The following is a 22,486-nucleotide window of genomic DNA, read 5'->3' on the forward strand; positions in this document are numbered from 1 at the left end:
TCCTTAGCGTACGTCGCGGTCGCGGTTACGCATCGCTTCACGCGAGCGGATATCCGTCGTACCGGCATCCGGTACGGCCGGCGCGCTGGTGCCCGGCGCCACGGCAGGCGCCGTCGACGATTGCACCTGCGACATCAGCTTGTCCAGCGGCAGGTAGAGCAGATTGTTGCCGCCCTTGGCATCGACAAGGATCTTGTTCGAGTTGCTGTAAATCTGCTGCATGGTTTCCAGATAAATACGGTCGCGCGTGACCTGCGGCGCCTTCGCATACTCGGTCTGCACCGAGCGGAAGCGCGACGCATCACCCTCTGCCTGCGCCACCACGCGGGCACGATAGGCTTCGGACTCTTCCTTCAGGCGTGCCGCCGTCCCCTTGGCGCGCGGCAGGATGTCATTGGCATAGGCTTGCCCTTCGCTGATCGCGCGCTCGCGATCCTGGCTTGCCTTGTTCACATCGTCGAAAGCGGCCTGCACCTGCTCGGGCGGCTGCACGCTCTGGACGTTGACCGAGATCACGCGAATGCCGGTCTTGTACGAAGTCAGGATCGACTGGATGGACTTGGCCAGCCCCTGCGCAATCTGTTCACGGTTCTCGTAGAGCACCGAATCCATGCGGTTGCGGCCCACGATCTCCCGCACCGACGTTTCCGCGGCCTGCGTAACCAGTTCCTCGTCACCGCCACGGTCGGTCTTGTTGAAGAACAGATATTCGCTCGCGTCCTGGATGTCGTACTGGACCGTGAAGCGGACGTCGATGATGTTCTCGTCCTGCGTGAGCATCGACGAGTCCTTCAGGTTGCTGTCCTTGATCGACGTCGAACGCCCGACTTCCACGGAGCGCACCGCCGACAGGTTCACGATCTCGGCCGACTGGATCGGCCACGGCGCGCGCCAGTTGATACCGGGGCCCGTCGAATACTTGAACTTGCCGAACTGCAGGATCACGGCCGTCTGGCCTTCCTGCACCATGAAGAAGCCACTCGCCAGCCAGATGCCAACCACTGCGGCAACGATCACGCCGATGCCAATGTTCGAACCCTTGCCCGACGGACGCGAGCCGAAGCCATTGCCCTGGCCGCCACCGCCATTGTCCTTGCGGCCAAGCAGGCCGCTCAGGCGACGGTTGAAGTCGCGCCAGAGTTCATCGAGATCGGGCGGGCCGTCCTGCTGCGGACGCTGGTTCTGCTGGCGGCCTTTGTCCTTGTCATCATCATCCTGCCCATCGCGGCCCCAGCGGGGATCATTCAACGAGAAGATGGCGCGCAGGCGAGGCCAGCGCGCAGACCGCGCCGGGCGGCCGGCTGGCACGAGGTGCGAGTCAGGATTCCGAGGGAACAGGGGCATGTAGAGCACGGGTCCGGGAAAGTTTGAACAGGGGGATTCTAGCAGTCATCTCGATCACTTTTGCTCAGAATCCCGCAATCAGGGGCTGATTATCATCGAATTGTCATGCAACGACGGTCAGCGCGGGACGTCAGGCTCCTCGCCACCGTCTTGCCGGGGCTCGTCGGCCACCTCTGCGGCGTCGTCGAAACCATCACCATCCCCAGCCACCGCGCCTCCCGGCACGCTGTCGAGCCGGGGGTCGTATGGGGCAGGATCGGCAGGCCGCGCAGCCAGCCACTGGGCCACTTCGACGATCGATTCACGCAAGGCGTCGAGGCCCATGCCCTCACGCGCGGACAGGAACACGCGCGTCGGTACCCCGTCCTCGTTACGCTCGACGCGCGGCCCCTGCTCCCGCAATTCCGGTGCCGCGTCGATCTTGTTCATGATGACGATCTGCGGAATGTCCGAAGCGTCGATTTCCGCAAGCACGCGGTTGACCTGCTCGATCTGCTCATGACGCACTGGACTTGAGGCGTCCACGACGTGCAGCAGGAGGTCGGCATGCACCGTTTCATCCAGCGTGGCACGGAAGGCCGCCACGAGCTGCGTCGGCAGATCCCGGATGAAACCCACCGTATCGGACAGCACTACATTCCCGAAGCCGTCCAGGAACAGCCTTCGCGACGTGGTATCGAGTGTCGCGAACAGTTGATCCGCTGCATAGGCACGCGCCTTGGTCAGCGCATTGAACAGAGTGGACTTGCCGGCGTTGGTATAACCGACCAGCGAAATGCTGAGTGTATCGTTGCGCGCGCGCGCGCGCCGCTGCGTATGATTCTGGCGCTGCAGGCGGGCCAGATCGGCCTTGAGGCGCTTTGCGCGCGTATCGAGCATCCGGCGATCCAGTTCGAGCTGACGCTCGCCCGGGCCACCGCGCATGCCGATACCACCCTTCTGGCGTTCCAGGTGGCTCCATGCGCGGACCAGGCGCGACGCCTGGTATTGCACCTGGGCAAGCTCCACCTGCACCTTGCCCACGTGGCTCTGCGCTCGCTGCCCAAAGATGTCGAGGATCAAGCCAGTTCGGTCGATCACATGCCGACCCAGGAAGCGCTCCAGATTTCGCTGCTGGGCGGGACTCAATGCGTGGTTGAACACCACGATGTCGGCATCCAGTGCATCCGCTGCTTCCTTGAGTTCCTCTGCTTTGCCCGATCCGATGAAAAGCGCAGGGTCCGGACGCGAGCGCTTGCCCGTCAGCGTGTGAACGGGCATCGAGCCTGCCGTGCTGGTCAGCAGTGCCAGTTCGGAAAGACTCTCCTGGAAATCGTGCTTGCCGAAATCCACGCCGACTAGTACGGCGCGCGACGGCTCGGTGTTGGTAGTAGCTTTGGATTGCAAGCGGGTGGACGCTGGGCGCCGGAAATTACGATTGTTGAGACAACGACTGACCAGACTCGGGCAGAACACCACACCCGGTTGCCATCAGGCACAGGGGCGGTTTCGAATGCTTTCGGGAGTCGGCGGGAGATGATGCAGCCCGGTCACTAACGCTATAGCCAGGGTGGCCAGGACGGGCAGAGAGCAAAGGCGGGAACAGGCAATGCAACGGCCGCATGCGGATGCCGCGGCCGTTCATGCGCGAGAAGAAAAGATCAGTTCTCGGTCGAATCATCCACACGGAAGTTGACGGCACGGGCCGGCACGACAGTGGAAATCGCATGCTTGTAGACCATCTGCGTCACGGTGTTACGCAGCAGGACGACATACTGGTCAAACGACTCGATATTGCCTTGCAGCTTGATGCCATTGACGAGATAGATGGAAACCGGCACGTGCTCTTTGCGCAGCGCGTTAAGGAACGGGTCTTGTAGCAATTGCCCTTTGTTGCTCATGGCACACTCCAAATTTATAGATTTAGTGATGGATCATGGGGACGAAAGTCCCCGGTTCAAGTCAGTTGGCGCAAAAACGCGCCAGAAAAAAGATCAAAACGGTACCAATCTGGCATCAACGCGCAGGGCTCCCCCTGCTACCGTGAATTTAGCCGCAGTTCCAAACGAACGCAAACGAAAACTTGGCTGAGGGCACGGCACCCTCCCGACTCAATCCTTCGAGTCCGCGTACGGGTTTTTGTTCGATCTGAATTCGATGCGCAAGGGCGTGCCCTTGAGCTTGAACGCCGTCCGGAAGCGGTTTTCCAGGTAGCGCTTGTACGTGTCTGTCACGTTCTGCAGCGCATTGCCGTGAATGATGACGATCGGCGGATTGGAACCGCCCTGGTGTGCGTAACGCAGCTTCGGGCGCGATACACCGGCACGCTTCGGCTGCTGGAATTCCACCGCTTCGTTCAGTACGCGCGTCAGTTGCGGCGTCGGCAACTTGATCATCGCGGCAGCGTAGGCATCATCCACCGAGCGCAGCAACGCGCTGATACCGGTGCGTTCCTTTGCGGAAACATAGTGCACATTGGCAAAGCTCAGGAACTGCAGCTTGCGCTCCAGATCGTGCTTCACGCGGTCACGCGCGTGCCCGTCGAGACCGTCCCACTTGTTGACGCCCACAACCAACGCACGGCCCGATTCGACGATAAACCCGGCGATGTGCGCGTCCTGCTCCGAGATGTCCTGCTGCGCATCGAGCAACAGCACCACCACGTTGGCATCCGCAATCGACTGCAGCGTCTTGACCACCGAGAACTTTTCGATGGCTTCGAACACTTTGCCGCGCTTGCGCAGGCCAGCGGTGTCGATCAGCGTGTAGGGCTTGCCGCCACGCTCGAACTCCACGTAGATGGCGTCGCGCGTGGTGCCCGGCATGTCGAATGCAATGACGCGCTCTTCGCCGATCAGTGTGTTGACGAGCGTGGACTTGCCGACATTCGGCCGTCCCACGATCGCGATCTTGGTGCCGCGCTGGCTTCCGTCATCTTCCTCGGCCAGTTCCGGACGCTCCTGTACCGCGATTTCCAGCGCCTCGTCCACGAGTTCGCGGACGCCGTCACCGTGCGAAGAGGAGATGGCATACGGATCGCCCATGCCAAGTTCATAGAAGTCCGCCGCCACCGACGTGTACTTCATGCCCTCGGCCTTGTTGATCGCCAGCATGATGCGGCGGCCCGTCTTGCGCAGGTAGTCGGCAATCACGCGATCCTGGGGGGCCAATCCAAGACGGCCATCCACCAGGAAGATGACAACGTCCGCTTCGACCACGGCCTGGCGCGTCTGCTTGGCCATCTCGGCCACGATGCCTTCCTTGGCCACGGGCTCGAAGCCGCCGGTATCGATCGCGATAAACGGACGTTCGCCGATACGGCCCTCACCATAGTGACGGTCGCGCGTAAGACCCGGCAGGTCGGCGACGAGTGCGTCGCGCGAGCGGGTCATGCGGTTGAATAGCGTCGACTTGCCCACATTCGGGCGGCCGACGATTGCAATAACTGGTTTCATGCAAATAAACGGGAACAGGGGGCGGGCGTAGCACGCCGTCCCCCAGCAATTCCGGAGTCATGTTGATCCAACAACCACCGCGCCTGAGGCACGGCTGGCCGCTCTTCCTGTCGAGCGGATGCGGGGCATCTGCCCCAATCCGCTATTTACCTGGCACGACCAGGGATCATGCTACCGGATTGGCGCCACCCGTGCGACAGGGGCACAGGCGGACTTGTGTACGCAGGCGATCAGTTCGGCACGAAACCGAATACATCGCCGTCGCGCGTCTGCACCACCAACGTCGCGCCGGCCACGACCGGGGCTGCGGTGACGGCGCTGCCGTCAGTCTTCATCCGCGCCAGCACAGTGCCGTCCTCACGCGAAAGGAAGTGGACATAGCCCTCGTAGTCACCTACCACCACCGAGCGGCCCAGAGTCGTTGGCGCGCCGAGGCTGCGGTAGCGCAGATCCGTGTTCTTCCAGCGCTCATTGCCGTTCTGGCGATCGAACGCATAGACGGTAGACGATTCGTCGCCAGCAAACAGCGACGTTTCATCCTGCGCCAAACCGCCCGGCGAAGAGAAGTCCTTGCCCCACTGCGGCTGGCCGTTGGCCAGTTCGAGGCAGGCCACGCGGCCCTGGAACGTCGTGGCGCATACCTGGCGACCGTAGACAGCCGGCATGCCGGTCACATCGTTCAGGCGTTCGATTTCCGACACGCCCTTCGGATACGAGACCGTGCTTTCCCAGCGCAGCACACCGTTGCCCGGGGCCAGCACGCCGAGCTTGCCGCCCGGGAAGCCCGTCACAATGCCGTCGCCGGCGAACACCATGCCCATGGCAGCCCGCAGGTTCAGAGGCGATTGCGAGCGCTGATAAATCCAGCGGCGTTCGCCAGTCCCTGCATCCAATCCGATCAGGCGCGTATCCGTGGTACGAACGACCACGAGCCCGTTGCCGACCAGCGGAGCCGACAGGACCTCGCCATTGATCTGCTTCTTCCAGATCTGCTTGCCGCTCTTGTCGAACGCGTAGATGGCGCCCTTCTCACCCGCCACCGCCGTGGTCTGCCCATCGGTGCCCGGACCCGAAGTCAGGTCGATATCGGTCTTGGCCTTCCACAGTGTCTGGCCGTTGGTGGCATCTATCGCCATCACCGAGCCGCTCTTGCCCGACACAAACACGACGTTGCCGGCGGACACAGGCGCCATCACATACTGGCCACCCTTGCCCACATCGGCCTTCCATGCCTGCTTGACCGAAAGCGTTGCCGAGATCGGCTTGAGTTCCGTCGGCGGGTGCTTGTTTTCCTTGCCGAACAGCGAGCAGCCCGCCAGAAGGCCCAGGCAAGTGCCGGCCACGATAGTGCGGGTAGCGGCTGTACGAAGCAATGACGTCATAGGGTGCGATCCTGAATTTTTGAAAACTATCAGCGGTCCGCGGTCCTCGCTCAGGCCGCGCCCAGCGCGTCGAGCTTGAACTGGATAATCTGGCGCATGCCACCCTCGGCGGCACCCAGCTTTTCGAGTGCCTGCTTGTAGGCGGTACGCGCTTCTTCCCGCTTGTCCTGTGCGGCCAGCAAATCGCCACGACGATCGGCGAACAATGCCGCGTATTGCGCCGGCTCGTCCTTCAGCAGCGCCAGACCCTGGTCATAGGCTTTCTCGTCGAGCAGCACACCCGCCAGACGCACGCGCGCCAGCGGCGCATAGTCATCACCACCGTGGTCGATCGCCCACTGCAGTTGCGACTTGGCGCCAGCCAGATCGCCGGCGTCATACAGCACCTTGGCAGCGGTCAGCGCGCTCATCGGACCATATGCGGTACCGCCGAACTTGCTTTCGAGATCCGTCGCTGCGCGCTTGACGCGATCGGCGTCGCGCGCCTCGGCAGCCTTGGTCACCTGCTCGTAAAGCAGACCCGCGTCCCGTGCCTGCGTGCGTTGCCAGTAGTTCCAGCCGGCCCACGCTGCAAATGCGAACAACCCGGCGATCAGCGCCCAGGTTACCGTGTTGCCGTATTGCTTCCACCAGGCCTTGAGGGTCTCAAGCTGTTCCTGTTCTTCCAGATCGTAAGCCATGTCGAGTCAGTTACCCGCATTGGTTAATATTGACGCGGCCGCTTTCCGTCAAGGTCAGCGGCCGCGGTACGAAGTCCGACGGTTGTCTTACTGCTCGTCGTCCTCGTCGTCCTCTTCATCATCGAGCGCATCCACCATCCTGGCGATGATGAACTCGACCAGTTCCTCTGCCGGCACGCTGGTCTGCGGGCCCCCTGCCGCAGCGTCGCCGCCACGCAGTTGCTTGACCTGTACGAGACCAGCGGCAATTTCGTCGTCGCCAATGATAACGGCAAAGGCTGCGCCACTCGCATCGGCGCGCTTCATCTGCGACTTGAAGCTACCGCTCTTGCCATCCGGCGTGGCATGCAGGACGACATCGAGACCCGCATCACGCAGACGCTCGGCCGCGATCATGGACTGCAGTCCGGCAGCTTCGCCCTGGTGCACCATGTAGATGTCGCAGCCAACCGGGTCGGGTTGCAGCTTTTCTTCGCGCAGCAGTTCGATAATCCGCTCGATGCCCATGGCCCAGCCACACGCTGGAGCAGACTTGCCGCCCATCTGCTGGATCAGCGGATCGTAGCGACCGCCGCCGGCGATCGTGCCCTGCGCACCGAGCTTGTCAGTGATCCACTCGAACACCGTAAGATTGTAGTAGTCGAGGCCACGAACAAGACGCGGATTGATCTTGAACGGAATATTGTTGGCCTTGAGGATACGTTGCACGCCCTCGAAGTGAGCCAGCGATTCCTCGCCCAGGAAATCGACCAGCTTGGGCGCGTTGGCGGCCATCTCCTGCAACGCGGGATTCTTCGTATCCAGCACACGCAGCGGGTTCGTGTACAGGCGGCGCTTGCTGTCCTCGTCGAGAATGTCCTGGAACCCTTCAAGGTACTTGATCAATTCCTCGCGGTGCGCGGCGCGCTCGTGCGCCTGTCCCAGCGAATTCAGTTCCAGGCGTACACCAACCAGGCCCAGGTCATCCCACAGGCGCTGGCACATCAGGATGATCTCAGCGTCGACATCCGGACCAGCAAAACCGAGCGCTTCCGCGCCAAGCTGGTGGAACTGACGATAGCGGCCACGCTGCGGGCGCTCGTGACGGAACATCGGACCCGTGTACCAGAGGCGCTTCGGGCCGTCATACAGCAGGTTGTGCTCGATCGTCGCGCGCACAGCGGCAGCCGTGCCTTCCGGACGCAGCGTCAGATTCTCGCCATTCAGCGCATCGGTAAAGGAGTACATCTCCTTCTCCACGATGTCAGTGACTTCACCGATGCCGCGGACGAACAGCTGGGTATGCTCGACGATAGGCGTGCGGATCTGCTGGTAGCCATAGGCACGCAGCATGCCGCGTGCGGCATCTTCGAACATTTCCCACAGCGGGGCGTCGGCGGGCAGCATGTCGTTCATGCCCTTCACGCCCTGCAGTGCCTTGGCGGCCTTCGTCTTGTCTTCGCTCATGTCTTCTTGGTAGTGGCAGCGTTACCTGGCGCGTCACGCGCTCAGGCCACGGCTTCCTGTTTTGCCTGCTTTGCGCCCGGGCCATAGTGCGAGCGGACATATTCGTCCACGATCGCCTGGAACTCCTGGGCAATATTCTCTCCGCGCAGCGTGCGGACCTTGACGCCATCGACAAACACCGGCGCGGCCGGCGACTCGCCCGAACCCGGCAGCGAAATGCCAATGTTGGCGTGCTTGCTTTCACCGGGGCCGTTGACGATGCAACCCATCACGGCCACGTCCATCTCTTCGACGCCGGGGAACTCTGTCTTCCAGAGCGGCATCTGCTCGCGCAGATAGCCTTGGATACTTGCCGCCAACTCCTGGAACGTCGTGCTGGTCGTCCGGCCACAACCCGGGCACGCAATAACCATCGGCGTGAAGTTGCGCAGCCCCATCGTCTGCAGGATTTCCTGGCCGACGTAGACTTCCTTCTCGCGCGCAGCACCCGGCTCGGGCGTCAGCGAAATACGGATCGTGTCGCCAATGCCCTCCTGGAGCAGAACCGACAGCGCTGCCGTCGATGCGACGATACCCTTGCTGCCCATGCCGGCCTCGGTCAGCCCCAAGTGCAACGCGTAGTCGCAACGGCGGCCCAGTTCACGATACACGGCGATCAGTTCCTGCACTTGCGACACCTTGCACGACAGGATGATCTGGTCGCCCGGCAGGCCGATTTCCTCGGCCTTTTGCGCGGACTCGATCGCCGACGTGATCAGCGCCTCGACCATTACGCTTTGCGCGGCCCACGGCTGTGCACGTGCGGCGTTCTCGTCCATGACGCGCGCCAGCAGGTCCTGGTCCAGGCTGCCCCAGTTCACGCCGATCCGCACGGGCTTGTTGTAGCGGCACGCCATCTCGATCATCTCGGCGAACTGCTTGTCGCGCTTGGCGCCCTTGCCCACGTTGCCGGGATTGATGCGGTATTTCGAGAGCGCCTGGGCACAGTCGGGATAATCGTGCAGCAGCGTATGACCGTTGTAGTGAAAATCGCCCACCAGCGGCACGTTCACACCCATGCGGTCGAGTTGCTCGCGGACCGACGGCACGGCGGCTGCGGCTTCCGGCGTGTTGACCGTAATCCGGACGATCTCCGAACCCGCACGTGCGAGTTCCTTGATCTGGATGGCCGTGCCGATCGCGTCGACCGTGTCCGTATTGGTCATCGACTGGACGCGCACTGGCGCGCCACCGCCGATCGTCACGATGTTGTCACCCCAGACAACACTGGCCTGGCGCGAGTTGCGACGCGGCAGCGGACCCGGCATCACCGGTTGGAAAGCGTTCTGGTTCATTGCATTACCACCTTCATCTGGCATGGCTCGTTGCGCCGCCCGGACCGCATTACTGCAAGGTCAGGCGCGCCACATTGTTCCGATTGGCGGCCTGGAGGTCCACCGGCGCGCCATTGTGCGCCATCGACTCCACGCCCTTAACATTTCCGATGATCACCTTGTACGGACCACCCGCGCCGGTACCGGTCACGGTATCGCCAGCCTTGCCGGTGCCCCCAATGATCACCTTGCCCGAGCGGTCGCGCACTTCGAACCAGGTTTCGGACGAGAAGCGGATCTGCACGGCACCCGTGCCGGTACTCGCGGCAGCCACAGGGGCTGGTGCCGATGCGCCAGTGACGGAGGTGGCCGACTTATCCTGTGCGAGGGCCGGGGCGGGAGCCAATGCTCCACCCGTTGCCAACGGCATGCCGGAAGCCGTCGTTGCAGGTGCCGGCGTTGTCGCTGTTGTGGCAGCAGTGGCAGCACCTGCCGGCTTGGCCTGCGCTTCCAACGCAGCGGCAGATTCCGACGGTGCCGGCGAATCGTTACCGACCATGACGGGCGGCAGCGCGGCAGTCACCGTGCCGTCGCCATTGCTCTGCTGGGCGGTCGTATCGTCTGTCGATGACGTGGCCGGAGCCGGTGCTTCCGTCACGGCCGCACTGCGTGCATCGAGCCACGCCTTGACGTGGTCATAGCCAAAATAGCCACCGACGCCCACCAGCGCAATGACGCAAAGCAGCCAGAGCCAACGTCCGCCCGCGCCGCCGGTCTTTTTGCCGAAACGCTTGCGGTCGTCGAACGCCTGGTTGAGGGCACCCTCATGGCGACGCGTGATGCCGGTCACGGGCGTAGCCTGTGCCTGCGCATGATAGCGACCCAGCAAGGGATCGATATCGATCTGGAGCGTACGCGCATACGCACGCATCACACCCTTGGCGAAGGTCACGTCCATCAGACTCGACACATCGCCGGACTCGATCGCCTGAAGCTTGTTCGGTGCCACTTTGAGGCGAGCACCCACATCTTCCAGCGAGAGGCGCTGCGCCTCTCGCGCGTCTTTCAGTTGTGCCCCGATTTCGCGGGCGACGGCCTCGCGGTCGGAGTCTGTCGCGCCGCCACCAACGTTCCGGGTAGTCGTGGCCTGGCTGTCGGCGCGCTCTTGTTCATTCATCCCAAGCTCCTCTCTCGTATGCGGTCAACTCGCGCGAATCGGGGAAGCGGTTGCGCAACTCCGCAATCAGCTTGCTCTGCGCCTGATCGTCGCCCTGCCGCCGGGCAATACGCGCACCCAGCCAGAGGGACTGCGCGCTGACGAAACGGCTGCCGTTGACGCGGCCGATATATTGGTTGGCCTGCCTCATGTCCCCGCGCTGAAAATTCAGCTGCGCAAGATTCATGAGCACTGACGGATCGTTGCGGTCATATCCGTAGGCCGTCTGCAAATTTTTTTCCGCACCGGCCAGGTCGCCGCTGCGCATTTCGCATGAACCGAGCGCGGTCAGCGGCTTTACGGGTCCATTGGCCGACGGTGCCTGCACCGCGCGCTGCAGCGTTGCTTTCGCTTCCGGGTAGCGATGAGCCTCGCAGAGGAACAGGCCGTAGTTGTTCAACACGTCCGCGTCGTTGCTGCGCATGTTCAGGGCCGTGCGGAAGCTGTCCTCGGCCAGCGCGTTCTCGCCCATACCCATGTAGATCAGCGCACGCACATGGTAGGCGTCCACACTCGACGGATCGGCATTGATCGCCTGCTTGACCTCGTCAAGCGCCACCGGATACTGGCGCGCCTCGAGGTATTGCGTCGCCAGGCGCAGCCGAATCGCGGAACGCTTGTTCGCGGTAGTCTGATCGGAAGCGGTCTTGATATCCTGCGAGGGTCCCTGGGGCAAAGTACAGGCGGACAACATCAACAGCCCTGACAGGGCAGCGACAAGCAGACGGATCATGCAGGACGAGCCTCCCGAGCGGCGCCGGACGGCACCGGAACCAGTGGCGTGATCTTGCCGAACTTGCCCCGCTCGGCCAGACGAGTACGATCCATGACCTCGCCAGCCAACTGACCACAGGCGGCGTCGATATCGTCGCCACGGGTCTTGCGGATCGTCGTTACAAGGCCCGCGTCCATCAGCACCTGGGCGAAGCGGCGGATCTGCTCGTTGTTCGAGCGCTTCAGCCCCGATTCCGGGAACGGGTTGAACGGGATCAGGTTGAACTTGCACGGCACGTCGGCCACAAGCTTCAGTAGTTCCCGCGCATTCTCGACGGTGTCGTTGACGCCATCGAGCATGCAATATTCGAAAGTCACAAAATCTCGCGGCGCGAATTCGAGATAACGACGGCATGCCGCCATCAAATCGGCCAACGGATATTTGCGGTTCAGCGGTACCAGCACATCGCGCAGCGCGTCATTCGATGCATGCAGCGAGACGGCCAGCGCCACGGGCAGGTCCTTCGACAGGCGATCCATCATCGGCACCACACCCGACGTGGATAGCGTCACGCGCCTGCGCGACAGGCCGTACGCGTTGTCGTCGAGCATCAGCCGCATGGCCGGCACGACGGCGTCGTAGTTAAGCAGCGGCTCGCCCATGCCCATCATCACCACATTGGAGATGACACGGTCATCCTTGGGTCCGCGCCCCAGTTGCTCGCGCATCGCGAATTCGGCCATCCAGAGCTGGCCGATAATTTCGCCGGTGGTGAGGTTCCGGGAAAAACCTTGCTTGCCGGTGGAACAGAACCGGCAATTGACGGCGCATCCGGCTTGCGAAGACACGCACAGCGTACCGCGCGTGTCCTCGGGGATGTACACCGTCTCCACCGCATTGCCGGCACCAACGTCGATCAGCCATTTGCGCGTGCCGTCAGTGGACAGGTTGTCCGTGATGACGGCAGGCGCGCGGATCTCGGCACGCGTCGCGAGCTTTTCGCGCAGCGACTTGGCGAGATCCGACATGCTATCGAAGCGGCTGGCACCGAACTGGTGGATCCAGCGTTGCAGCTGCCGCGCACGGAACGGCTTCTCGCCGAGCTCTCCGCAATAGCGGGTGAGCGCGTCCGCGTCGAGGTCGAGCAGGTTGACGAGATCGTTCATGACGGCAGTTTCCAACTTTGCTACAGGTTCAGTCGTGATGTCAGAAGACAATCAACGGCTGTAAACGTTCATACCCGGGAAGAAGAAAGCCACTTCCACGGCAGCCGTTTCAGCGGCGTCCGAGCCGTGCACGGCATTGGCGTCGATGCTGTCGGCGAAATCGGCGCGGATCGTGCCCTTTTCAGCCTTCTTCGGGTCGGTGGCGCCCATCAGGTCGCGGTTCTTGAGGATGGCGTTTTCGCCTTCCAGAGCCTGGATCATGACCGGGCCCGAAATCATGAAGTCAACCAGATCCTTGAAGAACGGGCGTGCTGCGTGGACAGCGTAGAACTGCTCGGCTTCGCCGCGCGACAGTTGAACCAGCTTGGCTGCAACAATCTTCAGGCCAGCGGCCTCGAAACGGGCGTAGATCTGGCCGATAACGTTCTTGGCCACAGCATCCGGCTTGATAATCGACAGGGTGCGTTCGATCGCCATGAAAAACTCCGAAAAATGAAGGGGTTACAAATGGATTAAACGTGCAATTCTAGCACGACCGGATGGCGGATTCGAGCGCGCCTGGACATGGCCATCAAGGCACGCGATAAATCTGTGGGGCACTACTATAAAAAGCCTTGTAAATCACATTACATTCGTGAAATGAAGGAACAGTCGCCCCGCAGTTGCGTCAAAATGTTGACGTTTTCGGAGATCAACTACGGGTGGGGGTATTTGTCAATACAAAGCCCCTTGCAAAAGCCCCAACGCGATGCCACATTGGCAGCGTGCTGTCGGGTAACCCCGGCGCCTCACATACTTGATGACAGGAGTCACCATGAACAACAAGCTGAACAGTTACGGATTCGGCACTAGCGCGGGCGCTGATGTTGCAGTCCGCAACCGGGTCCTTCGCAATACCTACTGGCTACTGGCCATCTCGATGGTGCCGACCGTGCTCGGCGCCTGGATCGGGGTCGTCACTGGCTTCACCGCACTGATCTCCGGCAGCCCGATGCTGTCCGCCCTGCTCTTCCTGGGCGTGGCGTTCGGCTTCATGTTTGCGATCGAGAAGACCAAGAACAGCAGCATGGGCGTGGTCCTGCTGCTGGCGTTCACGTTCTTCATGGGACTGATGCTGGCGCGCATCCTGAGCCTGACGCTGTCCTACTCGAACGGACCGGCGCTGATCATGTACGCGTTCGGCGGCACGGCTACCGTGTTCGCAGTAATGGCGTCGATCGCTACGGTCAGCAAGCGCGATTTCTCGGGCCTGGCCAAGTTCCTGTTCGTCGGCGTCATTCTGCTGATCTTGGCAAGTCTGGCCAATATCTGGCTGCAATTGCCGGCGCTGATGATCACGCTGTCGGTCATTGCTATTGCCATTTTCTCGTTGTTCATCCTCATCGATGTGCAGCGGGTGGTCAACGGAGGCGAGACGAACTATGTGACGGCGACGCTGGCGATCTACCTGGACGTCTACAACGTCTTCGTGAACCTGCTGGCGCTGCTGGGTATTGCCGGCGGCAATCGCGACTGATCGCGACGCTGCAGCAACGAAAAAGCCGCCTTGGCGACAAGGCGGCTTTTTTCATGGGCTGACGCTGGAATCAGGCGCGCTCGAACACGGCGATGGATTCCACATGCGAGGTATGCGGGAACATGTTGACGACGCCCGCACCCTTCAGCGTGTAGCCTGCCTCGTGAACCAGCAGGCCCGCATCGCGGGCGAGTGTAGCGGGGCTGCACGACACGTAGACGATGCGCTTCGGCAGCACATCGCTGCCGGCCTGGTGCAGTTCGCCAAGTGCCTTGCATACCGCCAGCGCACCCTCGCGCGGAGGATCGACCAGCCAGCGGTCGAAGCGGCCCAGCGCGGCGATATCCTCGGCAGTTACCTCGAACAAGTTGCGGCAGGCGAACGACGTCTTCTGCGCCAATCCGTTGTATTCGGCGTTGGCCAGCGCGCGCGTCGTCAGCGCCTCGCTGCCTTCGATTCCCATGACGGACGCGCCCTGTGTAGCGAGCGGCAGCGTGAAATTGCCGATGCCGCAGAACAGGTCCAGCAGGCGGTCTGTGGGCTGGGCATCGAGCAGACGCAACGCGCGCCCGATCAGCACGCGATTGATCTGATGATTGACCTGCGTGAAATCCGTAGGCCGGAACGGCATCCGGATGCCGAACTCCGGCAGCGTATAGGCCAGTTCCTGCTCGACCGGATAGAACGCGTAGACGGTGTCTGGCCCCTTGGGCTGCAGCCAGAACTGGACTTCGTGCCTGTCTGCAAAGGCGCGCAGCAGATCTTTATCGGCATCGGTGAGCGGTTCGAGAATGCGCAGCACCAGCGCCGTTACCTCGGCACCCATTGCCAGCTCGATCTGCGGCATGCGGTCGCGGATGGACAGGCCAGCCACGAGTTCGCGCAGCGGCACCAGCATATTCGACACCTTCGGCGGCAGGATTTCGCAGCGCGTCATGTCGGCCACGAAACTGCTCTTGCGCTCGTGGAAACCCACCAGCACGCCGCCCTTCTTGGCCACGTATCGCACGGTCAGGCGTGCCCGATAGCGGTAACCCCAATCCGGCCCAGCAATCGGGCGGAACACCACGTCGGGCTTCACCTTCGACAGATGCCAGAGATCGTCTTCGAGTACGCGCTGCTTGATGGCGAGTTGCGCACGCGAGTCCAGATGCTGCATCGAGCAGCCGCCGCAAACGCCGAAATGCTGGCAGCCGGGATTCACGCGCATCGACGATTGCTGCTTCACCTCGACCAGGCTGGCCTGCTCGTAGCTGGGCTTGCGTTTGAAGCTACGGTAACTGACCGTTTCGCCGGGCAATGCGCCCTCGACGAAAATTACCTTGCCCGGGGTGCCATCCTCGTTCACCAGGCGGCCGACGCCGCGCGCCTCCATATCGAGGCTGCCGATATGGACAACGGGAGCGGATGGTGGGGTGGACGCGGGCGTGGATGCGGCGGGCGCAGCACCCGGCTGTTCCACGAGAGCGGGCTGGGAAGACACGGCTTGAGACACCTGAGGGACCTGTCGTATTGTTTTGCGAAAGCGCGATTGTAGTCCAGTCACGGCGCTGTCACGACGTAGCCAACCATACAGGCGAGCAATGGAACTGATTTCCTGGAATATCCAGTGGGGACGCGGCGCAGACGGCCGTGTCGACCTTGCGCGAACAGTGCGCACACTGCGCGAGATGGCGGATGCCGATGTGCTCTGCCTGCAGGAAGTGACACGAGGATTCACCGAGATGCCCGGCCAGCCACAACACGATCAGGTGGCCGAACTGACGGCGCTGCTGCCCGGCTATCGCGTCATTTTCGCCCCCGGTGTTGACCGTATGCATGGAGACGGGACGCCACGACAGTTCGGCAACGTCATTGCTACCCGCCTGCCCGTAAATCAGGTGTTCCGCTACGCGCTGCCCTGGCCCGTGGATCCAGAGGTGCCGTCGATGCCGCGCGTCGCGCTCGACATCACGGTGCAGGCCGGCGCTACCCCGCTTCGCGTCATCTGCACTCACCTCGAGTACTACTCGAAGATCCAGCGCGAATCCCAGGCCGACGCGTTACGGCGATGGCATGCCGAGGCATGCTCGCACGCGCGCACGCCAAGCCGATCGGAGAAGAAGTTCGGCCCGTTCACGCCCGAGCCGCGACCGACGGAAGCCATCCTGTGCGGCGATTTCAATGCCAAACCCACAGACATTGCCTATCAGCGCATGCTGGAGCCGTATACGGATGGCACGGTAACTTGGAAGGATGCCTGGTGCCATGCGCATCCAGGCCAGCCGCACGCGCCGACTTGCGGCCTGTTCGATAAGGAACAGTGGCCCGAGCCACCGTTCGCCTGCGACTTCATATTCGTTACCGAAGACCTGCTGCCGAAGTTGGAACGTTGCGAAGTCAACGCAACGACCGATGCGTCCGATCACCAGCCCATCCACCTGAGCCTGCAACGTTAACAGGCAGCCACGGCATCCGGTTCAATCGTCGTCGTCCGCCTCCGGCGCCATCGGCTGCAAGCGGAAGGCACGCAGATATTCCATCCACTGCGCGCCCGGCAATTCGGCCAGCGACTCCTGCACCAGCGACACTTCCATGTCAAACTCGCGAGGGGTCAGGCCGCCGCGCATCAACTGGAAGCGGCAGTACATCAGGTAGGTGTTGACGACGTCGGTCTCGCAGTAATCCCGGATTTCGTCGAGCTTGCCGTTCTGGAACGCCTGCCAGACCATGCTGCCGTCCATGCCCATCTTGCCCGGAAATCCGCAAAGCTTGGCGAGATCATCAAGCGGCGCGCTGGCCCGCGGCTGGTACATCGCCAGCAGGTCCATCAGGTCCAGATGCCGCATGTGATAGCGGCTGATGTAATTGTTCCACTTGAAGTCGCGGCTATCGTCTTCGCGTCCCTCGCCCATCTCCCAGTAACGCGGCGCGGCCACGCCGTGGACCAAGCCGCGGTAGTGCAGCACGGGCAGGTCAAAGCCGCCTCCGTTCCACGACACGAGTTGCGGACTGTAGCGCGCAACCAGTTCGTAGAACTTCTGGATGAGTGTGGCTTCTCCATCCTCGAGCGTACCCAGCGATCCAACGTGGAACACTGCCGATCCGTCGCGCTGCGTCCGGCGCAGCACGCACGAAATGGCGGCAACGCGCTGCAGGTAATGCGGCAGGAAATCGGAGCCGGATTTCTCACGGCGGGCAGCAAACGCATGCTCGGCGACTTCGGCGTCGCTCATCGATGCGGGATGGTCATGCAAACGGCGCAGGCCGTCGACATCGGGAATCGTCTCGATGTCGAATACCAGCACAGGGGTCATAAAACGGCGTCCTTGCGTACACCTTGCGAAGCGAAATGCCGCTTGAGCTTGACGAGGGCTTCCTGCTGGATCTGGCGCACGCGTTCGCGCGTCAGCCCCATTTCCTCGGCCAGTTCTTCAAGCGTGGCCGGCTCGATGTGGTTCAGGCCGAAGCGGCGCTCCACCACATAGCGATGCTTCTCGGACAGGCGAGCCAGCCAGAGTTTCATCAGGCCCTCCAACTCACGGTGCGCCACCTCCTGGTCGGGGGCGGCGTTGTGCTCATCGGAAAGGAAGTCGAGCAGGCTCGATCCCGGGTCGAGATCGAACGGCGTATCGAGCGAGGTGGTGTGTTCATTAAGTGCCAGCACGTCCTGCACTTCGTCCGGGGTCTTCCCGAGGAGATGTGCAATGTCTTCAAGGCTGGCGTCGCGGCCATCAGTGCCACCTTTTTCAAGATGACGCTTGGCGCGCAAGACCTGATTCAGTTCACGGATCACATGCACCGGCAAGCGCACAGTGCGGGCCTGATTCATGATCGCGCGCTCGATGCTCTGGCGGATCCACCATGTGGCGTACGTCGAGAAACGGAAGCCACGCGTCGGATCGAATTTTTCGATGGCGTGCATCAGGCCAAGATTGCCCTCCTCGATCAAATCGAGCAGCGGCACGCCACGATTCAGGTAGCCCTTTGCGATGCTGACCACGAGGCGCAGATTGCGCTCGATCATTACTTGCCGGGCAGAGAAATCACCGCCCTTGGCCAGCGTCGAGAAATGCAGTTCCTCGGGTGCCGATAGCAGCGGCTTGATACTGATGCGGTTCAGGTAATGCTGCACCGTATCGGCAGCCAGCTCCGTGTGGAGCACGGTCTTGAAGTCGTCGGGCTCGGGCGCAGCAGCTTCGCGGCCCTCTTCCTCGTCTTCTTCGGATTCCTCGTCGCCATCGTCCTCGTCATGATCGGCGTCGTCGGCCTTCACGTCGGCAGTACGGGAACGCGCGCGCGAACTGGCACGGATGGGCTCGTCGGCGACAGGCAGCATATCGGAGGCCGGATCGACTGCCGGCACGCTGGTGCCGTTCTCATCGTCAGCCTGTACTGCCACGCCAGCTTTTCCTTCCGGCTGCGTTGGACGACGGGTCCTGCTGACAACTCCGGATGAAACAGTTTTCTGGCGTGGCATGAAACCTCACTGTGGCGGCAGATACCGCATCGGATCGATCGGTTTTCCGTTCTTGCGAACCTCGAAGTGCAGCTTGACCCTGTCAGTATCACTGTTACCCATTTCGGCAATCTTCTGGCCTTTTTTGACCATTGACTGCTCTGCCACCAGTACCTTGTCGTTGTGACCGTACGCGGTGAGATACGTGTCGTTGTGCTTGATGATGACAAGATTCCCGTAGCCGCGCAAGGGGCCTACGTGAATCACCCTACCCTCATCCGCAGCCAGCACCGGATCACCTTTTTTACCGGCGATATCGATGCCCTTGTTGCCCTTGTCGTCAAATTTACCGATGAGCTGGCCGGTGGCCGGCCATGCGAGGCGGATGTCTCCCGCAGGCGCCGAAGCAGCGGCTGCGGGCGCGGCCGGAGCCGGTACCGCGGCCGGGGCGGCTGCCGCAGGTGTCGACGAGGCACTCATCGGCGTGCCCACGGGGCGCGTTGCATCGATCGGCTGTGACTGCACGGTGCCCGGTGTCACCGGAATCGTGGCGACGCCCGGCGCAGCATTGACATCGGCGCTCGGCGGCACCACGCGCAACAGTTGCCCGACTTCGATCTGGTTGGCGTTGCCCAGGTTGTTCCAGGTGGCCACGTCACGATACGACTGGCCGTTTTCCAGTGCGATACGGTAAAGGGTATCGCCACGCTTGACCCGATAGTAGCCAGGGGGCGCTGGTTCGGTGGAAGCCGAGATCTGGGTACCGCCACCACCGGTGGTACGGTCCACCACAGGGGCGGGCATGGGGGAATTGGCGCAGGCGGCCAGCATGGCCGCGCAGGCTACGACGCTCAGGCGTTTTCCGACGCGTGCAAGGGAATCCGGATTCACGGTGTTGTGCATATTTCGACTCAGATGGTGCCCGATTTTAAAGGCACAAAGAAAACGGCTTCAAGCGCAGTCCGGTGAAATCGATGCCGATTGAGGCGCTCGATCAGCAATAGTTGCTGCGTCACCGTCTGTCCTGGCGCGCCATGGCCAGATGACACCACGGGCGCAATCAGACGTCCGCCGATGGCGAGTTGTTCCAGCAGGGCCTGCGGCACCTCCATACCCGCCGCAGCGAGGATGATCGAGGAAAACGGTGCCGCCTGCGGCAGGCCCAGCATGCCGTCCCCGTAATGCAGGCGGATGTTGGGCACGCGCAGCGGCCGCAGGTTGGCCTTGGCTTGTTCGTGTAGCGGACGAATGCGTTCGATAGAGAACACTTCCTGCGCCACCAGACTCAGCACGGCCGCCTGATAACCACAACCGGTGCCGATTTCCAGCACCCGCTCCAGGGGCTGGTCTGGCGTCAGTCCTTCGCGCAGCAGTTCGATCATTCGCGCCACCACCGATGGCTTGGAAATTGTCTGCTGGTGGCCGATCGGCAGCGCGGCATCCTCGTAGGCCTGCGAGGCGAGCCCCGGCTCCATGAAGAGATGACGCGGCACCGTGGCAATCGCGCCCAGCACGCGCTCGTCGCGAATGCCACCGGCGCGCAGCCTTGCGGCCAGCGCACCGCGCGCACGATCCGATGCCATGCCGCCGCCGCCCGCCGTGGCCGCCGATGCGCGCGCCTCCACCGCACTGCCGGGTGGCGGAGGCGGTGCGGGCGGCGCCGCAGGCTTGCGCGGCTTGACCGTGGCCGGGGCCGGTGCAGCCGCGCGCTTGCCTACCGCGGGGAGTCCGGCGGTACGTGCGGGCGCAGGCTTGCGTTCGACCACGGCATCGAGCGGCAGCGGAAAGCGAGGACGGCGCGGCGTGGAACTCATTGCGGGGACGACAACGAAACGGAAATGGTTGCGGCAACGCGCAGGGCAGCCGCGCGGCGATCGCAGGGAAACGGGTAAAGCGCGCAAGGCGATGACACGCTTACCTCAGCCACTGTTCGATTTGTTCGAGCTGGCCGCGATGGGTCAGGTCCAGTTGCAGCGGGGTCAGCGAAACATAGCCGTTGGCCGTGGCATGGAAGTCGGTGCCCTCGCTCGCATCGCGTGCGTCGCCGGCCGGGCCGATCCAGTAGATCGGATCGCCGCGCGGATTGACTTGCTGGATTACCGGTTGCGACGGATGGCGCTTGCCGAGCCGCGTGGCGCGATGCCCCTGGATATGCTCGTAGGGCAGGTTCGGGATATTCACGTTGAGCAGGAACGGCTCGCGCGGCGGTTGCGCAATCACGCGTGCCACGATTTCGCGGGCTACGCGCGCCGCAGCGTCCAGATGCTCCCAGCCATGATGGACCTGGGAAAACGCAATCGACGGAATACCGAACAAGTAGCCTTCGATGGCGGCGGCCACGGTGCCGGAATACAGTACGTCCTCTCCCATGTTCTGGCCCTGATTGATGCCTGAGACCACGAGATCGGGCTTGTCCTCAAGCAGGCCGGTCAGCGCCACGTGCACACAATCGGTAGGCGTGCCGTTGAGGAAGCGGAAACCTTTCTGCACGCCTTCACGCGCCTCATAGACGGAGAGCGGTCGCTGCAACGTCAGCGAGTTGGATGCGCCGCTATGGTTCTGCTCCGGCGCGATCACGGTCACGCGAGCCAGCGGGGCGAGCGCGGCGTGCAGGACGGCAAGCCCTGGCGCAAGGTAGCCGTCGTCGTTGGCGAGAAGGATATGCATGGCCGCGATTGTACCCGAGCGAGGCGCCGCTGGCGGCACTGCCAGGCACCTTGAAATCGCTTGCAGCAGCCCGATCATGCGCGCCCCGAATAGGGGTCATGAAGCGATTTCCTGCACAGAACGACCGTGCTTTTCTTGCGCTACACTTGCCCGGCCACGACCACATTACCAATGGAGACAACATGAAAGCCGTCCTGTGCAAAGCCTGGGGCCCGCCCGATTCCCTTTCACTGGAAACGCTGCCCGATCTCGTACCGGGCGATGGCGAAGTCGTCATCGACGTGAAGGCCGCGGGTGTGAACTTCCCCGACGTGCTGATCATCCAGAACAAATACCAGGCCAAGCCCGAACTGCCGTTCTCGCCCGGATCGGAATTGGCCGGCGTGGTCAATGCGGTCGGCGCCGGTGTGACACATGTGAAACCGGGCGACAAGGTTATTGCCTACCTCGGCAATGGCGCATTCGCCACGCAGGCCAAGGCGCCCGCCAAGGCCGTGGTGCCCATGCCGCCGGGTATCGATTTCGACGTCGCCGCCGCGTTCACGCTGACGTACGGCACCTCGCACCACGCCGTGGTGGACCGTGGCGAACTCAAGGCCGGTGAGACGATGCTCGTGCTGGGCGCCGCTGGCGGCGTCGGGCTCGCGGCTATCGAAATCGGCAAGGCGATTGGCGCGCGCGTCATCGCAGCCGCCTCCACCGACGAGAAGCTCGCGGTCTGCAAGGAGCACGGCGCGGACGAGGTCATCAACTACACGACCGAGGACCTGCGCGAGCGCATCAAGGCGCTGACCGATGGCAAGGGCCCCGACGTCATCTACGATCCGGTGGGCGGCGTGTACGCTGAACCCGCCTTCCGTTCGATTGCCTGGCGCGGCCGCTACCTCGTGGTGGGCTTTGCAAACGGTGAGATTCCGAAGATCCCGCTGAACCTGGCGCTGCTCAAGGGCGCTTCGCTGGTGGGCGTGTTCTGGGGCGACTTCGCGCGTCGCGAGCCGAAAGCCAATCAGGCCAACATGGCACAGATGCTCGGCTGGATGAAGGAAGGCAAGATCCGTCCGCACATCTCGGCACGGTATCCGCTGGAACAGGCGCCGCAGGCGCTGAAGGATATGGAAGCGCGGAAGGTGACGGGGAAGATTGTTATTAATCCGTAAGGACTACATTTG

General features: G+C 62.5%; 21 protein-coding genes. 3 read left to right on the forward strand and 18 right to left on the reverse strand.

Annotation, left to right across the window (positions count from 1 at the left end; translation table 11 throughout):
- Positions 1–3: 3 nt before the first annotated feature.
- The 12 genes from hflK to ndk form a co-directional block, all read right to left on the reverse strand.
- Positions 4–1,344: an FtsH protease activity modulator HflK gene (gene hflK / locus GA566_RS09335; RefSeq protein WP_160472580.1), complete on the reverse strand. Its 1,341-nt coding sequence runs from the start codon at positions 1,342–1,344 to the stop codon at positions 4–6.
- A 117-nt stretch (positions 1,345–1,461) separates the two neighbouring features.
- Positions 1,462–2,730 (reverse strand): GTPase HflX, encoded by a 1,269-nt coding sequence (gene hflX, locus GA566_RS09340; protein WP_237380115.1) that lies wholly within the window; start codon positions 2,728–2,730, stop codon positions 1,462–1,464.
- 254 nt (positions 2,731–2,984) lie between these two features.
- Positions 2,985–3,224, reverse strand: a complete 240-nt coding sequence (hfq, locus tag GA566_RS09345; RefSeq protein WP_130389837.1) for an RNA chaperone Hfq — start codon at positions 3,222–3,224, stop codon at positions 2,985–2,987.
- Positions 3,225–3,434: 210 nt separating this feature from the next.
- Entirely contained in the window at positions 3,435–4,778 is a 1,344-nt protein-coding gene (gene der, locus GA566_RS09350) for a ribosome biogenesis GTPase Der (RefSeq protein ID WP_137926177.1), read from the reverse strand.
- 230 nt (positions 4,779–5,008) lie between these two features.
- Entirely contained in the window at positions 5,009–6,160 is a 1,152-nt protein-coding gene (bamB, locus tag GA566_RS09355) for an outer membrane protein assembly factor BamB (protein WP_160472581.1), read from the reverse strand.
- A gap of 50 nt (positions 6,161–6,210) precedes the next feature.
- The gene (locus GA566_RS09360; protein ID WP_137926175.1) at positions 6,211–6,840 is read right to left on the reverse strand and encodes a tetratricopeptide repeat protein; all 630 of its coding nucleotides are present in this window, start codon (positions 6,838–6,840) and stop codon (positions 6,211–6,213) included.
- A gap of 87 nt (positions 6,841–6,927) precedes the next feature.
- On the reverse strand, positions 6,928–8,286 hold the full coding sequence (hisS, locus tag GA566_RS09365) for a histidine--tRNA ligase (RefSeq protein WP_137926174.1): 1,359 nt from the start codon (positions 8,284–8,286) through the stop codon (positions 6,928–6,930).
- A gap of 41 nt (positions 8,287–8,327) precedes the next feature.
- On the reverse strand, positions 8,328–9,620 hold the full coding sequence (gene ispG / locus GA566_RS09370) for a flavodoxin-dependent (E)-4-hydroxy-3-methylbut-2-enyl-diphosphate synthase (RefSeq protein WP_160472582.1): 1,293 nt from the start codon (positions 9,618–9,620) through the stop codon (positions 8,328–8,330).
- 49 nt (positions 9,621–9,669) lie between these two features.
- A complete protein-coding gene (locus tag GA566_RS09375; protein WP_160472583.1) occupies positions 9,670–10,776 on the reverse strand; it encodes a RodZ domain-containing protein in 1,107 nt (368 codons plus the stop codon).
- Positions 10,769–11,548, reverse strand: a complete 780-nt coding sequence (pilW, locus tag GA566_RS09380; protein ID WP_160472584.1) for a type IV pilus biogenesis/stability protein PilW — start codon at positions 11,546–11,548, stop codon at positions 10,769–10,771. The genes GA566_RS09375 and pilW overlap by 8 nt, the downstream gene beginning before the upstream one ends.
- Positions 11,545–12,696 (reverse strand): 23S rRNA (adenine(2503)-C(2))-methyltransferase RlmN, encoded by a 1,152-nt coding sequence (gene rlmN, locus GA566_RS09385; RefSeq protein WP_160472585.1) that lies wholly within the window; start codon positions 12,694–12,696, stop codon positions 11,545–11,547. Before rlmN ends, pilW begins: the two co-directional genes overlap by 4 nt.
- A 51-nt stretch (positions 12,697–12,747) precedes the next feature.
- Positions 12,748–13,173, reverse strand: a complete 426-nt coding sequence (ndk, locus tag GA566_RS09390; protein ID WP_137926169.1) for a nucleoside-diphosphate kinase — start codon at positions 13,171–13,173, stop codon at positions 12,748–12,750.
- 337 nt (positions 13,174–13,510) lie between these two features.
- Between ndk and GA566_RS09395 the strand changes: the two genes are divergently transcribed.
- Positions 13,511–14,212, forward strand: a complete 702-nt coding sequence (locus GA566_RS09395; protein WP_137926168.1) for a Bax inhibitor-1/YccA family protein — start codon at positions 13,511–13,513, stop codon at positions 14,210–14,212.
- A gap of 70 nt (positions 14,213–14,282) precedes the next feature.
- Here the strand turns inward: GA566_RS09395 and rlmD are convergent, their stop codons facing one another.
- On the reverse strand, positions 14,283–15,674 hold the full coding sequence (rlmD, locus tag GA566_RS09400) for a 23S rRNA (uracil(1939)-C(5))-methyltransferase RlmD (RefSeq protein ID WP_370459305.1): 1,392 nt from the start codon (positions 15,672–15,674) through the stop codon (positions 14,283–14,285).
- Positions 15,675–15,795: 121 nt separating this feature from the next.
- Here rlmD and GA566_RS09405 point away from each other — a divergent pair, with 121 nt between their 5' ends.
- Positions 15,796–16,650, forward strand: coding sequence for an endonuclease/exonuclease/phosphatase family protein (locus tag GA566_RS09405; RefSeq protein ID WP_160472587.1), 855 nt, complete (start codon positions 15,796–15,798; stop codon positions 16,648–16,650).
- 21 nt (positions 16,651–16,671) lie between these two features.
- On the opposite strand, the gene GA566_RS09410 is transcribed toward GA566_RS09405, so the two are convergent.
- The 5 genes from GA566_RS09410 to surE form a co-directional block, all read right to left on the reverse strand.
- Positions 16,672–17,508: a 3'-5' exonuclease gene (locus tag GA566_RS09410; RefSeq protein WP_137926165.1), complete on the reverse strand. Its 837-nt coding sequence runs from the start codon at positions 17,506–17,508 to the stop codon at positions 16,672–16,674.
- The gene (gene rpoS / locus GA566_RS09415) at positions 17,505–18,671 is read right to left on the reverse strand and encodes an RNA polymerase sigma factor RpoS (RefSeq protein WP_160472588.1); all 1,167 of its coding nucleotides are present in this window, start codon (positions 18,669–18,671) and stop codon (positions 17,505–17,507) included. Before rpoS ends, GA566_RS09410 begins: the two co-directional genes overlap by 4 nt.
- Before the next feature lie 6 nt (positions 18,672–18,677).
- Positions 18,678–19,553 (reverse strand): peptidoglycan DD-metalloendopeptidase family protein, encoded by an 876-nt coding sequence (locus GA566_RS09420; protein WP_137926163.1) that lies wholly within the window; start codon positions 19,551–19,553, stop codon positions 18,678–18,680.
- Between the two features lie 8 nt (positions 19,554–19,561).
- Entirely contained in the window at positions 19,562–20,464 is a 903-nt protein-coding gene (locus tag GA566_RS09425) for a protein-L-isoaspartate(D-aspartate) O-methyltransferase (protein ID WP_137926162.1), read from the reverse strand.
- Positions 20,465–20,564: 100 nt separating this feature from the next.
- On the reverse strand, positions 20,565–21,317 hold the full coding sequence (surE, locus tag GA566_RS09430; protein ID WP_137926161.1) for a 5'/3'-nucleotidase SurE: 753 nt from the start codon (positions 21,315–21,317) through the stop codon (positions 20,565–20,567).
- Positions 21,318–21,499: 182 nt separating this feature from the next.
- Between surE and GA566_RS09435 the strand changes: the two genes are divergently transcribed.
- On the forward strand, positions 21,500–22,474 hold the full coding sequence (locus tag GA566_RS09435) for an NADPH:quinone oxidoreductase family protein (RefSeq protein ID WP_160472589.1): 975 nt from the start codon (positions 21,500–21,502) through the stop codon (positions 22,472–22,474).
- Positions 22,475–22,486 lie beyond the last annotated feature (12 nt).

This window comes from Cupriavidus sp. SW-Y-13 (assembly GCF_009793345.1).
In the GTDB taxonomy this organism is placed as follows: domain Bacteria; phylum Pseudomonadota; class Gammaproteobacteria; order Burkholderiales; family Burkholderiaceae; genus Cupriavidus.

Bases quoted from the DNA above. Each gene is read 5' to 3' on its own strand.
- GA566_RS09405 (WP_160472587.1), top strand. From the start codon at position 15,796: ATGGAACTGATTTCCTGGAATATCCAGTGGGGACGCGGCGCAGACGGC.
- ispG (WP_160472582.1), bottom strand. From the start codon at position 9,620: ATGAACCAGAACGCTTTCCAACCGGTGATGCCGGGTCCGCTGCCGCGT.
- GA566_RS09410 (WP_137926165.1), bottom strand. From the start codon at position 17,508: ATGACCCCTGTGCTGGTATTCGACATCGAGACGATTCCCGATGTCGAC.
- GA566_RS09375 (WP_160472583.1), bottom strand. From the start codon at position 10,776: ATGAATGAACAAGAGCGCGCCGACAGCCAGGCCACGACTACCCGGAAC.
- GA566_RS09420 (WP_137926163.1), bottom strand. From the start codon at position 19,553: ATGCACAACACCGTGAATCCGGATTCCCTTGCACGCGTCGGAAAACGC.
- surE (WP_137926161.1), bottom strand. From the start codon at position 21,317: ATGCATATCCTTCTCGCCAACGACGACGGCTACCTTGCGCCAGGGCTT.
- rpoS (WP_160472588.1), bottom strand. From the start codon at position 18,671: ATGCCACGCCAGAAAACTGTTTCATCCGGAGTTGTCAGCAGGACCCGT.
- ndk (WP_137926169.1), bottom strand. From the start codon at position 13,173: ATGGCGATCGAACGCACCCTGTCGATTATCAAGCCGGATGCTGTGGCC.
- GA566_RS09395 (WP_137926168.1), top strand. From the start codon at position 13,511: ATGAACAACAAGCTGAACAGTTACGGATTCGGCACTAGCGCGGGCGCT.
- rlmN (WP_160472585.1), bottom strand. From the start codon at position 12,696: ATGAACGATCTCGTCAACCTGCTCGACCTCGACGCGGACGCGCTCACC.
- GA566_RS09425 (WP_137926162.1), bottom strand. From the start codon at position 20,464: ATGAGTTCCACGCCGCGCCGTCCTCGCTTTCCGCTGCCGCTCGATGCC.
- hflK (WP_160472580.1), bottom strand. From the start codon at position 1,344: ATGCCCCTGTTCCCTCGGAATCCTGACTCGCACCTCGTGCCAGCCGGC.
- hfq (WP_130389837.1), bottom strand. From the start codon at position 3,224: ATGAGCAACAAAGGGCAATTGCTACAAGACCCGTTCCTTAACGCGCTG.
- pilW (WP_160472584.1), bottom strand. From the start codon at position 11,548: ATGATCCGTCTGCTTGTCGCTGCCCTGTCAGGGCTGTTGATGTTGTCC.
- der (WP_137926177.1), bottom strand. From the start codon at position 4,778: ATGAAACCAGTTATTGCAATCGTCGGCCGCCCGAATGTGGGCAAGTCG.
- hisS (WP_137926174.1), bottom strand. From the start codon at position 8,286: ATGAGCGAAGACAAGACGAAGGCCGCCAAGGCACTGCAGGGCGTGAAG.
- GA566_RS09435 (WP_160472589.1), top strand. From the start codon at position 21,500: ATGAAAGCCGTCCTGTGCAAAGCCTGGGGCCCGCCCGATTCCCTTTCA.
- GA566_RS09360 (WP_137926175.1), bottom strand. From the start codon at position 6,840: ATGGCTTACGATCTGGAAGAACAGGAACAGCTTGAGACCCTCAAGGCC.
- bamB (WP_160472581.1), bottom strand. From the start codon at position 6,160: ATGACGTCATTGCTTCGTACAGCCGCTACCCGCACTATCGTGGCCGGC.